Raw genomic sequence first — 13,486 nt, forward strand, 5'->3', positions numbered from 1 at the left:
CCTTTACTCAGATGTCGGCGCTACATTGTAGGACTGCGGGAGAGTCATGTAGCACCGAGAGAGAGGCATGGGGACTATCACGGCGAGGCCGCGGAAAAGCGGCGGTATTGGTTACACGGCGTAGATCAGGATCAAGCGCGAAGGGGCGGTAGTTTATCAGGAAAGCCAAACCTTCGACCGCAAGCATCGATAACACCCCGGATTCTCCGGCCAAAAGGCCGGATGGTTGCCCACCCAGGGGTGGAAACTATTGGACGCTGTTTACCCCGAATTTCTGGAATGTTCTGCACGCTGTCTTACACTTGAAGGTTGGCAACCTGGAAACCTTCGTGCTGCTCGTACTGCGCTGTCGTGGCGTGCAGCTGGTGGCCGACCACACGCTTCGAGCGGTTCAGCTATATCCCATCAGCGCCGTCCAGGTCATTTTCGCTCCTAACAGGAGAAACGCCATGACGCATACCTGCGTTCGTCCCTCGCCAGTACGACGGAATGGAATCGCGGTCGGGAAGGTGCTGTTTGCAAGCTTGGTTTTGGTCCTGCTGGCACTTGCAGAAAGGCCGGCGCACGGGCAGGTCTTGCTCACCGAGACGACATGGGGGGGGACTGGAGCCGAAGTCGCAACCGCTGTCGCCACGGCCGCCGATGGCAGCGCGTACCTCGTCGGCTCGACGGATAGCTTTGCCTTCGACCAGTTCGGCCAGCCCGCGACGCGAATGTTCATCGTCAAGCTCTCGAATGGAGCAGTTATCTGGCAGCGGATCTGGAACGGCCCGACCATCGTCGGGGTGACGGATGCGTCTGTGGCGGTCGCTGCCGACGGATCAGTTTACGTGGCCGGCATCACCGCAGACGGTGGCGGAGACGCCGTGCTAATGAAATTCGATCCGAACGGCAACCTGCTCTGGGTGCGGGCCTGGGGCGGTAACCAGTCCGATAGCGCCGGCGCGGTGGCGACGCACAGCGACGGCTCCGTCTACGTCGCGGGCCGGACAACCAGCTTCGGCCCGAGTTCCGCCGGGGTGTTCGTCCTGAAGTTCGATCCGACGGGCACTCTTGTCTGGCAACGGCTCTGGGACAATGCCGCCGGCTTCGAGGCGATGACTGTCTCGCCAGACGGCAGCATCTACGCGGCCAGTTCGAAACTGCGGGGAAACGATCTCTCCCAGTTCGATGTGATGGTGCTGAAGCTGACGTCAGCGGGCGCCCTGGTCTGGGCGCGGACGTACGGAGCAGGCGAGGTCGTGGATGCGCGCGGTGGAATGGCCGCCGCCGCGGATGGGTCCATTTACACGGCTGGCGCCATCCAGGCGGCGAAGGGCGGCGGCATCATCGGCATCAACGCGCTGGTCCTGAAGATCGGGTCCGATGGTAGCTTGTTGTTCGGCAAGGAATGCTGCACCAAGGGCGGCGACACCGGTGAAGGCATCGCGGTGGCGCCCGACGGCTCGATTCTTCTCGCCGGCACGACGACGGTGTTGGGCGTTGGATTCCAGGATGCATTCGTCGCGCGTCTGGAATCGACGGGCAAGAAGGTGACGGCCGCGGCAACCTGGGGTGGCACCGGCTTCGAGAGCGGCGGCGGGGTTGCGGCTGCGGCCGACAACACGGTGCGGCTTGCGGCGACGACGAGCCAGGGCCCGCCGTATTCGCTGCTGGACGCATCGCTGAAATTGTCCGCGCCGAAATTCACCGTCGCGACCCCTACGGGAGCGCTCGTGGATCCGGCAGGCACGGTTTCGATTCCGCCACACGGGGCGTCCGTACCGGCCGGCAGCACGACCTACAGCGGAAACTTCGAGTCGGCACTCATATCGCTCACGCTGCCGTAACCGGTCAGCGTCGCCAGAACGGTGAGGGCGGATGTAGCGCCTCCCGGTAAATCGCTCGGCCCAATGCCAACGAGACGCCCGGCACCGCCTTGATGGCCAATTCGATGCGCGTGGTCGACTTGTCGATGCTGACGGGGCCGGAGCCGGCCACGCCCACAGCCACCCTTCAGGGCCGGCGGAGCCGAGCCGGCCTGATTTAGATGCCCACGGCGGCCTTCTGAGGACCCTCTAGACGGCGCCGGACAACGGCGGTGACCAGTTAGCTGGTTCACAGCGATTACCGCTAAAGGTGTGAGATGGCCTGCCCAATTCAAAGCACCAGTCCCTGGGGCAGGGGGTATTTTGACCGTAGGGGTGTCGCTGGTCCCTCTGGTTGCTGCAGTGCCTGCTCCTGATGTCAGCCGGACAACCCGTTACCTTGGCCCAACAGTCATCCGAACCACGCACACAAGCCGGCATGCTCATCTGGCCCGAGCCCCGGGGCAGAGGACGTCCGCGTCGTTGATGGTGAGGGGAAGCCTCGCAGCCTGGCCGATTTCCGAGGGAAGGTGCTCCTGCTCAACCTCTGGGCCACTTGGTCCGCACCCTGCTATCAGGAAATGCCGACCCTGGATTGCCTACAGGCGAATCTCGGGGGCAACGATTCTCAAGTCGTAGCGCTCTCGCTCGAGCACGACGGCGTACCGGCCATACGGGACTTCTATCGGTAGATCAGTATTCAGCACCTCGAGATCTTCGTCGATGAGCGGATGCAATCCATTCAAATCCTCGGCGCCTTCGGTTTGCCGGTCACTCTGATGCTGGACCGCGAGGTGCGGGAAATCGGCCGCAAAGCAGGTAAGGCCGAGCGGGACAGCCCGGAGGTCATTGAGTATGTCCGGGCGTACCGGCCTCCACCCCGAGCGTCCGTGATGAGCCTTAGCGATATTGGCATTCTGAGCGCGCTTGCTGCGGGCATGATCTCGTTCCTATCGCCCTGCGTACTGCCCTTGGTATCCGATTACATGTGCTTCATTGTCGGCCGCTCGGTGTACAAACTGCAGGTCCTGGAAACCCGCCGGGAACGGTTGGTGGTGATCGGCATGAGCCTGTGCTTCGTGCTGGGCTTTTCCACCATCTTCATTGCGCTGGGCACCGGCACCACCGCCATGAGCCGGCTGCTGATCGCCTATCGACAGGAGACCAACCTGATTTGGCGGCGTCATCGTGATCGCTTTCGGCCTGTTCATTGCCGGCCTGATCACCCCCCCCGCTGGCTAAACAGAGACGTGCGCTTCGTCCATCAACTGCAGTCCCGTGGCGGTCCGCTAGCGGCCTACGTCTTGGGCATGGCGTCCGCCTTTGGCTGGACACCCTGCATTTTGGTCCGATCCTGGGCAGCATCCTGGCGCTGAGCGCCTCCACCGACCGAACCGGCACCAGTGGTGTTGAACTGCTGTCGATCTACTCGCTCGGCCTGGGACTTCCATTCCTGCTGACGGCCTGGTTCACCAATCTGTTTCTGGCCCACCTCAAACGCCTGCGGCGTTGGAGTGGGGCCATTCACATCGGCGCCGGCGTCATCCTGATCCTCATGGGGGCGCCATGATCATCGGGCAATTGACCGACTTCGCCTGGTGGTTGCTGGAGGTGTTCCCCATCCTCGGCAGGATCGGCTAGCGAGCATTACTCCCCAAGAAGTAGACCGCCTTCGATCACTCAATACCGAGTCAGCTAGTGAGCATTGACGGTGATCAAGAAACTACTTCGCGATTGGCGCTTAGCTTGAGAAGAGGCATAGGCCAGTCTGGCTCACGTACGCCGCCCCTCGCTGGAGCTGATTCACCATGATGAACGCTAAGCGGTTTACCTCTCTTGCGTTGGGTATATCCCTGGTTGCCCATCTGGGGCTGGCCATGGCAAACCCGACTGGCAGCGTCTACACGGCCAACGAACGGGCTACCTCCATCAGTCAGGTGGATCTTGCAACAGGCGAGGTGAAAACGGTTGCCTTGCCAATCGCACCGCACAACGTACAGGTATCGCCCGACGGCAGTTTGCTTCTCGTGGTTGGGATGTCCGGACATGCCGGGCATTCGAGTGGTGAAAACGCCGGTGGGCAATTGCTGGTATTTAGCACCACCGCACTGGATAAACCCCAGTTCAGTCTGCCGGCAGGCGAGCATCCAGCTCATGTGGTTACCGACCCAACTGGTCAGCGGGCTTTTGTGACCGATTCTGCCGCCAACCAGGTACAGGTCTTCGACCTCAAACAGCGAATCGAGCAGCCCGGCATTCCGACTGGGCGCTATCCCCATGGACTGCGTTTGAGCCCGGATGGCCGAACGCTCTACGTGGCTAACATGAAGAGCGACAGCGTATCGCTGATCGACGTGGCAACGCGCAAGGAGACTGCGCAAATTCCAGTCGGTAAAGGCCCGGTCCAGGTCGGTTTTTCCCCCGATGGCCGCCTCGCGTTCGTGTCGCTTAGTGCCGCGAACCAGCTTGGCCTAATCGATACAGCCGGACGCAAGGTGATCGGCAAGGTCGATGTAGGTCGCACGCCGATCCAGATGGTGGCCACCGTTGACGGCCGCCAGATCTATGTGGCGAATCAGGGCAGTGGTCAGAATCCGGACGATCGAGTCTCCATCGTCGATCCCCAAACGCGCAGCAGCATCGGCACCGTGACCACCGGCAAGGGCGCCCATGGTGTGGCCATCAGCACCGATGGCGCTTATGTGTTTGTCAGCAATATTGAAGCAGGCACCGTATCCGTCATCGATACGAACAGCCGCAAGGTCGTTGGCACACACAAGGTCGGCGCCGGGCCAAACGGAATCAGCTACAAGCCGTCGAGTGCCCAATAGCCCATCGATGCGCAGCGGGTAATGGGACCTGAGCACGAGACGGGGAATGAGCATTCACGCCGGCGTGGACAATTGAATGCGTCGCCAGGCGAGGCCTGGCGCCAAGACCAAGCCATCAGGCTTTGAGCATTGTTAAGGAGATGATGATGTCCAACGTTCGTAATGTACTGATCGGATTCTTTCTGGCGGCAGCGTCTGTGGGAGCCATGGCGCAAGACACCGATGAACACTCGGCACATCACCCGGCCGATGCTCCAGGAGCAGCGACCACCGAGAAGATGCCTGCTCAGCAAATGGACAAGGAACAGATGGCGGCGATGGACCAGCACATGAAGGCCATGCAAGCCATGCATGAAAAGATGGCTGCAGCAAAAACGCCAGAAGAGCGTCAGGCGCTGATGGCCGAGCATATGAAACTGATGAAGGGTGGCATGGCCATGATGAAGTCCATGGATGGTGGAATGCCGGGGATGGGGGGAATGCAAGGCGGCAAGGGCATGGGCGGGGACATGGCCGCCCGTCAGGAGATGATGGAAAAGCGCATGGACATGATGGAGTCGATGATGCAGATGATGATGGACCGCATGCCCCCTGCACCGTCGAAATAGTTCATCACCATTCCGAGGAGTCGCTATGAACCCTCATTTCGATGAACACGGCTCACCACCCAGCTTCTGGCGTTCACGGTACGCAATCGGCCTGGTGGTGATCGGCGGGGTCGCCGTCTACTTCCTGCTAACCGAGCACTTTGCCCATATCGTCGGGGCCCTGCCGTATCTGTTGTTGCTCGCCTGCCCGCTGATGCATGTCTTCATGCATCGAGGGCACCGGGGGGCCATCACCAGGGCCAGGGCAAGCCAGCCCCCTTCAGAAAGACCGATACCCGCAAACCGGGAGATCCATCATGAACCATGGTGAAACCGCGTATGGCCTCTGGTCGCTGGTTTTTATCAACTCAGCGATCTTCATCATGTTTGCATTCAGTTTCTTCAAACCAGCGACCGCCAGAGACTGGAGGAGCTTCGGCGCATTCTCAGCGTTCATCGTTGCCTTGTTTGTGGAAATGTATGGCTTCCCACTGACGATCTATCTGCTGTCAGGCTGGTTGCAATCCAGATTCCCCAACCTCGATCTGCTTTCCCACGACGCGGGTCATCTGTGGTCGACGTTGCTCGGTGGCCAGGGCAACCCACATTTCAGTGCATTGCACATTGCCAGTTACCTGTTCCTGGGCTTTGGCTTCTATCTGCTTTCAGCCGCGTGGAACGTGTTGTATCACGCGCAACGCCGGCATTCTCTGGCAACGGCAGGGCCCTATGCCTGGATCAGGCATCCGCAGTACGTGGCCTTTGTGCTGATTCTCCTGGGCTTTCTGCTTCAGTGGCCGACACTCCTGACGCTGGCGATGTTCCCAGTGTTGCTGGTGATGTACGGGCGCTTGGCGGTTTCCGAAGAGCGGGACATGCGCAAGGAGTTCGGCGCGGCTTATGACGCCTATTCCCTTACTACGCCCAGGTTCATTCCGCGCCTGCGCGAAAGGTTCGGTGCGGGTCAGAGAGGCTGAAATCACGACATGACAGGTGCGCTGCGCTTCAACCGTTAAGGCCGGTTGCAGCCTTGAGACCGCACGCAATCTGGAGAAAGGAACCCCGGCCAACCTGATGGCCGGCCGGGTGCGTGGATCGAACCGAGGGGTCAGTTACCGGGATATTCGGCAATGACTTGGTCGGTACCGGCTTGAGTCAGGCCTATGACCTGATAGGCATCTTGTTTCCCACCTACCTCCATTCCGGGCGAACCGGCCGGCATACCGGGCACAGCAATCCCCCGCAGATCGGAGCGCTTGCTGAGTTCAACTATTTGAGCGGCCGGGACATGACCTTCGATGAATTTGCCGTCAATCACAGCGGTATGGCAGGACGCCAAGCGAGGGGCGACACCCAGGCGCTGCTTGACCGAGGTCATATCCGCCTCTACATGGTCTATGACCTTGAAGCCATTGGCTTCCAAATGCTCGACCCATTTCTTGCAGCAACCGCAACTAGCGCTGCGGTGGACATCAACCGTCAGCGCTTCTGCTGCCTGGGCAGCGGAAACCAGGAACAGCGAGGCGAGCGCGACAAGTCGCAATGCTCGATGAGACTTAGCTTTCATGCACATGCTCTTTGCCATCGGCGTGAATGTGTTTTTTCGGAGCCGGTGCGGTGTCATCCTGAGCTTGCTCGGCCTCGTGATGGGAGGCCTTGCCTTCCTCGCCGGCATGGTGATCTTCACCGCCCTGTCCGACGCCATGGTGATCATCGCCTGCCTGGCCAGCATGGTGATCTTCACCCGTGCTGTCGTGATGGCTGCCACTGGAAACATTGTCACCGTGCTGGCCTTCGTGGTTATGCATCTTGGATTCGCCGCCACCGTGTTGGTGGCCACCGCTGCTGGCGACCAGAGCTCGATACTGCTCAGCGTCCAGCGATGGCAGCTGCTGCAGGAAGGCAACCATGCCCCAGATGTACTGGTCACCCATGCTCTTGCCCCAGGCCGGCATGCCGGTGGCCTTGATACCGTGCTTGATGATCCAGAAGGCGTTGGCCGGATTGCCATCCACACCAACCTTGGTCAGATTCGGTGGCGCTGGATAGAGACTCTGGCTTAGCTCGGTCTGAGCCACGCCGGGAGCGAGGTGACAGCCGATGCACATGGAGTTGTAGTTGCCGGCACCGGCGCGAATCAGCGCTTCATCCTTCAGGTTCGGCACTTCGAGATCCCGCGCACGCACAGCAATCGACCGTTCCCGTACCATCGTCAGAAATGCGTGAACCGGTGCCCAGTGCGGGTCGTCAGCGCCTACGTTAACGACGCCCACATAAGCAACTCCCATGATCCCGGCTGCAGCAACGGTGCTCGCAATGGCTAAAGTTTTAATTGTTCTTTTCATGTCAGGTTCTCAAAACCACATCCGGATACCGGCAACAAAGCGTGCCTCGTCGTTGTCCTCACCTTCCTCGCGGGCGAAGTCGGCGGTGTTGCCGTAGTTGCGGTTCCATGTCACGCCTATGTAGGGCGCGATCTCGCGGACGATCTCGTAGCGTAGGCGCAGGCCCACCTCGGTGTTGCCCAACCCCGATCCGATGCCGCGCTCGTGGTCGTTGCGGCCGTAGAAGTTGACTTCCGCCGTGGGCTGCAGGATCAGCCGGTTGGTCAGCAGGATGTCGTAGTCGCCTTCCAGCCTCAGGGCGCTCTGGCCGTTCTCGCCGAGGAAGGCCGTGGCCTCGGTCTCCAGGCCGTACAAGGGCATGCCCTGCACGCCGAAGGCCGCCCAGGTCTGCGGCGAGCCCGGCTTGAAGTCCTGGCGCACACCGGCCACCAGCTCCCACCAGGGGCTGACAGCTCGACCGTAGAGCGCCTGGATTTCGGCTTCCTCGGTCTTGCCGTTGGCGCGTTCGCCTTCCGAGCGGAACCAGAAACGGTTGATGTCGCGGCCTATCCAGCCCGAGGCATCCCAACTCAGCACGCTGGCGTCGTCGGCGTCCTGGTACTCCAGCTTATCCATCAGGAATAGGCTGTTGATGCTGCCAGTGTGCATGTGGTGGGGCGGCAGCTGCGGGAAGGCGGCGGCGCGATCGGCCTCGGTCGGCACCGGGATGGGCGTGCGGCTGCCGTAGCCGGACGGCTGGGCCTGGTTTTTTCCGCTTTGCCCCATCTGGCCATGGTTCATCTGGCTGTGATCCATGGAACCGTGGTCCATCTGGCCATGGTTCATCTGACTGTGGTCCATGGAGCCGTGGTCCATCTGGCCATGGTTCATCTGGCGTTGATCCATGGAACCGCGGTCCATCTGGCTATGGTCCATGGCGCCATGATCCATGGTTTCCGCAGCCTTTGCGTTACCGGCTGCGGCAAGGGCCACGGCCAGGGCGATCAAGGCAGGGCGTTTGAGGCTACTGGTCATCGTTACGATCCGTCTTGGGCTTGGCGTCTTTGTCCCGGTGCATGGCGCCGTGGTCCATGTTCTGCATCTGGCCATGGTTCGTCGGCTGACCAGAGGTGGCCTGCGTCTTCTGGTGCTCGTCATGGGCGTTCTGGCCGGCCCAGGCGGCGGGTGCCAGTAGGGCGGAGGCCAGGGCGGCGGCGGTGAGGGGCTGCGCAAATTTGCTCATCGGTCTCTCCTTATTCGGTGACACGGACTTCACGGAACATGCCCATGTCCATGTGGAAGAGCAGGTGGCAGTGATAGGCCCAGCGGCCCAGGGCGTCAGCCGTGACGCGGTAGCTGCGGCAGGTGCCGGGTGGCATGTCGATGGTGTGCTTGCGCACCATGAAGTTGCCGGCTTCGTCCTCCAGGTCGCTCCACATGCCGTGGAGATGGATGGGGTGGGTCATCATGGTGTCGTTGACCAGGGTGATGCGCAGGCGCTCGCCGTACTTGAGCAGCAGCGGCTCGGCATCGGCGAAGGGGATACCGTCGAAGGACCAAGAGAAGCGCTCCATGTGTCCCGTGAGGTGCAGTTCGATGGTGCGGCTCGGCTCGCGGCCGTCCGGGTCGGGGAAGGTGCTGCGCAGGTCGGCGTAGGTCAGTACCCGGCGGCCGTTGTCACGCAGGCCGATGCCGGGGTCCGCCAGCTTGGGCGCCGGGGTCATGGTCTGCATGTCCACCAGAGGGTTGTCGGTTTCCGATGCCGGGTGGGTCTGCATCTGGCCGCCCATGCCGGCCATCTTGGAGTGGTCCATACCCGCCATCTGCGAGTGGTCCATGCCGGCCATCTTGGAATGGTCCATGCCCGCCATCTGCGAGTGGTCCATGCCGGCCATCTTGGAATGGTCCATGCCCGCCACCTGCGAGTGGTCCATGCCGGCCATCTTGGAATGGTCCATGCCCGCCATCTGCGAGTGGTCCATGCCGGTCATCTTGGAATGGTCCATGCCCGCCACCTGCGAGTGGTCCAAGCCGGCCATCTTGGAATGGTCCATACCCGCCATCTGCGAGTGGTCCATGCCGGCCATGTCGCCATGCCCCATGGAGCCGTGATCCATGCCCATGTCGGCCATGCTGATCAGTGGGCGCGGGTCAGGCTCAGGGACCGGCGCGCTCAGGCCTTCGCGCAGGGCTAGGGTGCCGCGGGCGTAACCGGAGCGGTCCATGGACTGGGCAAAAATCGTGTAGGCCTCGTCGCCCGCGGGCTCCACCAGCACGTCGTAGGTTTCGGCGACGGCGATGCGGAATTCATCCACGCTCACCGGTTCGACCGGCTGGCCGTCGGCCGCGATAACGGTCAGTTTCAGGCCGGGAATGCGTACGTCGAAGTAGGTCATCGCCGAGCCGTTGATGAAGCGCAGGCGGATCTTCTCGCCCGGCTGGAACAGCCCGGTCCAGTTGCCGTCCGGCGCCTGGCCGTTGAGCAGGTAGGTGTAGGTGGCGCCGCTGACGTCTGCGAGGTCGGTGGGGCTCATCTTCATTTCCGCCCACATCTTCCGGTCGGCCATGGCGGCGGACCAGCCCTGCTCGCCGACGTCGTTGATGAAGTCCCCGACGGTGCGCTTGTGCTGGTTGTAGTAGTCCGACTGCTTCTTCAGCTTGGCCATCACGCGGGCCGGGTCCTCGTCGGTCCAGTCGCTCAGCATCACCACGTAGTCGCGCTGGTACTCGAAAGGCTCCGGTTCCTTCGGTTCGATCACGATGGGGCCGTACACGCCCACCTGCTCCTGGAGGCCGGAGTGGCTGTGGTACCAGTAAGTGCCGTGCTGCTTCACCTGGAAGCGGTATTCGTACATGCCGTCCGGCGCAATGCCGGCAAAGCTGAAGCCCGGCACGCCGTCCATGTTGGCGGGCAGGATCATGCCGTGCCAGTGGATGGAGGTATCTTCGGCCAGGCGATTGCGCACCCGCAGGGTCACGGTGTCGCCTTCACGCCAACGTAGAATTGGCCCCGGAATGGTGCCATTGATCGCCATGGCCTTCCGCGCGGAACCTGTAATGTTCACCGGGGTTTCCCCAATGAACAGGTCGAATTCGGTACCGCTCAGCGCGGTGGGCTGACCTGGACTGGTCACCGCCCAAACAGGGGTGCGCCAAAGGCCCAGTCCGCCCAGGATGCCGCCAGCGGCCAGGCCCTTGACGAAGGTTCGCCTTGAGGTTTTGCAATGCATGCCGTGTATGTCCAATGAGTCAATGGAGCCAGCGCTGAACGACCAACGCGGAGAGGCTGCCGCACCGGGTGATTCCTCCACCCCAGTAGGCTTGCTCGCGGTCGCTATCCATTAGGCGCGCGGCCGCGAGCATAAAAGCTGCCATATTCCAACCATTCAGATGATTACATTTCTGTAAGGTTGGCCAACGCACCAGACTCAGCAGTTGGCATGTTCGGCGGATTTTTCCTTTTCAGCGACCGAGGGCTCGGCCTTCTGCTGCTCCTGGCGGTAGGCATCCATCGACGCCTGGGCGAGTTTGTCGGCACGGGCCATGGTCCGATCGCCACCGCCGGCGGCCATGGCGAAGGACGAGGCAGTCAGAGCGGCAACAACGATCAGGGCTTTCATCGATTTCATAAGGGATTCCTCGACTAGGGACGTGGTAGCCCGGCATGTGCGGGCTGAGTGTCAGACTCGATGCCACACTAGCCACCCCGTGCTGTCAGAAACCTGAGTTGAACATTACAGTTTTGTAAGGTTGGCATTTCGTCCTTGTGGAGCCTTCGCCTCGGTCGGTAGTGTCCCCGACATGCCGGGCAAGACTGGCCGTCGCCACTGCGGACCGACGTGCCAGGCTCAGCGGTTGCCGCGTGCCTGACAGCAACGAATACCCGGCAGGACTCCGACCACCACCATGAGAGAAAGCCTTATGTCGACCAAAACCACTGCCGCTACTGGCGCTGCACTGGCCCTTGCTGCGGCCAGCCTGTTCGCGGCCCTGCCTGCTCAAGCCGCTCAAGATGCCAAAACCGCTGACGTGAAGTGTTTTGGCGTCAACGCCTGCAAAGGCCAGAACGATTGCATGACCGCCAAGAACTCCTGCCAGGGGCAAGGCGCCTGCAAAGGCCAGGGCTTCAAGTTGATGCCCAAGGCTAAATGCGATGAGGCTGGTGGCCGGACCAGCGAGTGATGTCTTGCCGTGGGGAGTGCTCGTCACTCCCCCTTGGGAGCCCCGCATGAACGAGCACAGCACTCTCGGATTTGGCTTGGGGCTCCGCAGTGAGTATTACCACCAGATACTGGAGCAAGCCCCTGACATCGACTGGTTCGAGATCATCTCGGAAAACTACTTGGTCGAGGGTGGTAAGGCCCTCTACTTCCTGGACGCCATCAAGGAGCGCTACCCGTTGGTTATGCACGGCGTATCGCTGTCGATCGGTGGGCCACACGCCCTTGACCACAACTACCTTCTCCAGTTGAAACAGCTCGCCGAGCGGGTCCAGCCTCAGTGGATTTCCGATCATTTGTGCTGGAGTCGTGGCAGTGCGCACCACCTGCACGATCTGCTGCCGCTACCGTTTACCCAGGAAAGCCTGGAGCACGTGGCCGCCCGGGTTCGTCTGGTACAAGACGTCATTGAACGGCCGCTGGTGTTGGAGAATGTTTCCGCCTACGTGCAGTGGGCCGAATCGACCATGAGCGAAGCGACTTTCCTCCGTGAGCTAAGCGAGCTGACTGGTTGTGAGTTGCTCCTGGACGTCAACAATGTCTACGTTAGCGCGCGTAATCAGGGCTTTGATGCCTGGCAGTTCATCCAGGAACTGCCTCAGGAACGCATCCGCCAGATCCATCTGGCTGGCCACAGCGACTATGGCCATTACCTGATCGACACCCACGACCAGCCGATTGCCGATCCGGTGTGGGACCTCTACGCGCGCACGATCCAGCACTTGGGGTCACGGGCGACGCTGGTCGAACGCGACGACCTCTTCCCCCCGTTACCTGAACTGTTGGCCGAGCTGGCGAAAGCCCGGGCGCTCATGGCCCGCCAGTTGGAGGCGGCAGCATGCGCCTGATTGCTTTGCAACAGGCCTTCGAACGTTACCTGCAGGGGAGTGACTGCACCGCGCCCGCTGAGCTGCTGCAGCACTTAAGGGGAAGCGAGGCGCTCTCGGCCGAGGATGGCCTGCAGGTCTATCACCATGCTTACCGCGCCCGGCTGCTGTCCGTGCTGCGCGAAGACTTTCCGGCCACCCACTACTGGCTCGGCATCGAAGCTTTCGAACAGTTGGCCCAGGCCTACCTTGCGGCGTGGCCGCCCCGGCACTTCAGCCTGCGCTGGCTGGGAGAGAAACTTCCCGAGTTCATCAGCAAATTCCTCGACGAGCCTCAGGCCTCCCAGTTACGGGAACTGTCGGAGTTGGAATGGGCGTTCACGCTGGCCTTCGATGCAGCAGACGAAGTGTCCCTGTCGCTCCAGGATATTGCCTCGTTCGGTCCGCAAGACTGGACCGGCCTAAGCGTTCAGCTCCACCCGAGCGTGCGCTGGCTCACTTTCAACTTCAATGCCATCGACATCTGGAAGGCCGCCAAAGCTGACACCTCCGCTCCCCCAAGCTTGCCGCTTGAACATCCCATAACCTGTCTGGTCTGGCGCGACGCACTGATTTGCCAGTACCGGACACTCGATCCGCTGGAGGCTGCGGCACTGCAACTCATGGTACGGGAGCAACTGACCTTCGCGGACCTCTGCCTTTCATTACTGGAAAGCAAAGGCGACGCAGCTCCCGCCCAGGCAGCCAGTTGGCTAAAACAGTGGGTAGTGGATGGAATCGTCGTGCGGGTCAGTCAACAACAGGCTGTATCTGAAGAATCCGCGCCATGAACCATGGCGCGGCAGCTGGC

At 61.4% G+C, this 13,486-nt stretch carries 16 protein-coding genes and 2 pseudogenes; 12 read left to right on the top strand and 6 right to left on the bottom strand.

The genetic code is table 11. The annotated features are described in order from the left end of the window. Positions 1-67 precede the first annotated feature (67 nt). The 9 genes and pseudogenes from D6Z43_RS28525 to D6Z43_RS03525 all read left to right on the top strand — a co-directional run. A pseudogene (locus tag D6Z43_RS28525) lies at positions 68-184 on the top strand (site-specific integrase); the annotation flags it as partial. Between the two features lie 265 nt (positions 185-449). Further along, the gene (locus tag D6Z43_RS03495) at positions 450-1,829 is read left to right on the top strand and encodes a hypothetical protein (RefSeq protein WP_162945796.1); all 1,380 of its coding nucleotides are present in this window, start codon (positions 450-452) and stop codon (positions 1,827-1,829) included. A gap of 494 nt (positions 1,830-2,323) precedes the next feature. Further along, positions 2,324-2,539 (top strand): annotated as a pseudogene (locus D6Z43_RS03500) (TlpA disulfide reductase family protein); the annotation flags it as partial. Positions 2,540-2,578: 39 nt separating this feature from the next. Next, positions 2,579-3,223 (top strand): cytochrome c biogenesis CcdA family protein, encoded by a 645-nt coding sequence (locus D6Z43_RS28230; protein WP_256660938.1) that lies wholly within the window; start codon positions 2,579-2,581, stop codon positions 3,221-3,223. Next, complete coding sequence (locus tag D6Z43_RS28530; protein ID WP_305955722.1) at positions 3,220-3,417, top strand: cytochrome c biogenesis protein CcdA; 198 nt, start codon at positions 3,220-3,222, stop codon at positions 3,415-3,417. The genes D6Z43_RS28230 and D6Z43_RS28530 overlap by 4 nt, the downstream gene beginning before the upstream one ends. Before the next feature lie 238 nt (positions 3,418-3,655). Next, entirely contained in the window at positions 3,656-4,678 is a 1,023-nt protein-coding gene (locus D6Z43_RS03510; RefSeq protein ID WP_120650475.1) for a beta-propeller fold lactonase family protein, read from the top strand. Between the two features lie 146 nt (positions 4,679-4,824). Continuing rightward, complete coding sequence (locus D6Z43_RS03515; RefSeq protein WP_120650477.1) at positions 4,825-5,286, top strand: hypothetical protein; 462 nt, start codon at positions 4,825-4,827, stop codon at positions 5,284-5,286. Between the two features lie 25 nt (positions 5,287-5,311). Then, positions 5,312-5,596, top strand: a complete 285-nt coding sequence (locus D6Z43_RS03520; protein ID WP_120650479.1) for a DUF2933 domain-containing protein — start codon at positions 5,312-5,314, stop codon at positions 5,594-5,596. After that, positions 5,583-6,242, top strand: coding sequence for an isoprenylcysteine carboxylmethyltransferase family protein (locus tag D6Z43_RS03525; RefSeq protein ID WP_120650481.1), 660 nt, complete (start codon positions 5,583-5,585; stop codon positions 6,240-6,242). Before D6Z43_RS03520 ends, D6Z43_RS03525 begins: the two co-directional genes overlap by 14 nt. A 131-nt stretch (positions 6,243-6,373) precedes the next feature. Here the strand turns inward: D6Z43_RS03525 and D6Z43_RS03530 are convergent, their stop codons facing one another. From D6Z43_RS03530 to D6Z43_RS03555, 6 genes are all read right to left on the bottom strand, one after another. Then, positions 6,374-6,832 (bottom strand): DUF411 domain-containing protein, encoded by a 459-nt coding sequence (locus tag D6Z43_RS03530; RefSeq protein WP_256660939.1) that lies wholly within the window; start codon positions 6,830-6,832, stop codon positions 6,374-6,376. After that, positions 6,822-7,610 (bottom strand): cytochrome c, encoded by a 789-nt coding sequence (locus tag D6Z43_RS03535; RefSeq protein ID WP_120650485.1) that lies wholly within the window; start codon positions 7,608-7,610, stop codon positions 6,822-6,824. Before D6Z43_RS03535 ends, D6Z43_RS03530 begins: the two co-directional genes overlap by 11 nt. Before the next feature lie 9 nt (positions 7,611-7,619). Further along, entirely contained in the window at positions 7,620-8,624 is a 1,005-nt protein-coding gene (locus D6Z43_RS03540) for a copper resistance protein B (protein WP_120650487.1), read from the bottom strand. Next, the gene (locus tag D6Z43_RS03545) at positions 8,614-8,832 is read right to left on the bottom strand and encodes a hypothetical protein (RefSeq protein WP_120650489.1); all 219 of its coding nucleotides are present in this window, start codon (positions 8,830-8,832) and stop codon (positions 8,614-8,616) included. The genes D6Z43_RS03540 and D6Z43_RS03545 overlap by 11 nt, the downstream gene beginning before the upstream one ends. Before the next feature lie 10 nt (positions 8,833-8,842). Next, entirely contained in the window at positions 8,843-10,819 is a 1,977-nt protein-coding gene (locus D6Z43_RS03550) for a copper resistance system multicopper oxidase (protein WP_120650490.1), read from the bottom strand. Between the two features lie 198 nt (positions 10,820-11,017). Beyond that, the gene (locus D6Z43_RS03555) at positions 11,018-11,218 is read right to left on the bottom strand and encodes a co-regulatory protein PtrA N-terminal domain-containing protein (protein WP_120650492.1); all 201 of its coding nucleotides are present in this window, start codon (positions 11,216-11,218) and stop codon (positions 11,018-11,020) included. 292 nt (positions 11,219-11,510) lie between these two features. On the opposite strand from D6Z43_RS03555, the gene D6Z43_RS03560 reads away from it, so the two are divergent. The 3 genes from D6Z43_RS03560 to D6Z43_RS03570 are packed head-to-tail and all read left to right on the top strand — an operon-like array spanning position 11,511 to position 13,466. Further along, positions 11,511-11,771, top strand: coding sequence for a DUF2282 domain-containing protein (locus tag D6Z43_RS03560; RefSeq protein ID WP_120650494.1), 261 nt, complete (start codon positions 11,511-11,513; stop codon positions 11,769-11,771). 46 nt (positions 11,772-11,817) lie between these two features. Next, positions 11,818-12,657, top strand: a complete 840-nt coding sequence (locus D6Z43_RS03565) for a DUF692 domain-containing protein (protein WP_120650496.1) — start codon at positions 11,818-11,820, stop codon at positions 12,655-12,657. Then, complete coding sequence (locus D6Z43_RS03570) at positions 12,648-13,466, top strand: DUF2063 domain-containing protein (protein ID WP_120650498.1); 819 nt, start codon at positions 12,648-12,650, stop codon at positions 13,464-13,466. The genes D6Z43_RS03565 and D6Z43_RS03570 overlap by 10 nt, the downstream gene beginning before the upstream one ends. Positions 13,467-13,486: the final 20 nt, after the last annotated feature.

Source organism: Pseudomonas sp. DY-1 (assembly GCF_003626975.1).
Lineage (GTDB): Bacteria > Pseudomonadota > Gammaproteobacteria > Pseudomonadales > Pseudomonadaceae > Metapseudomonas.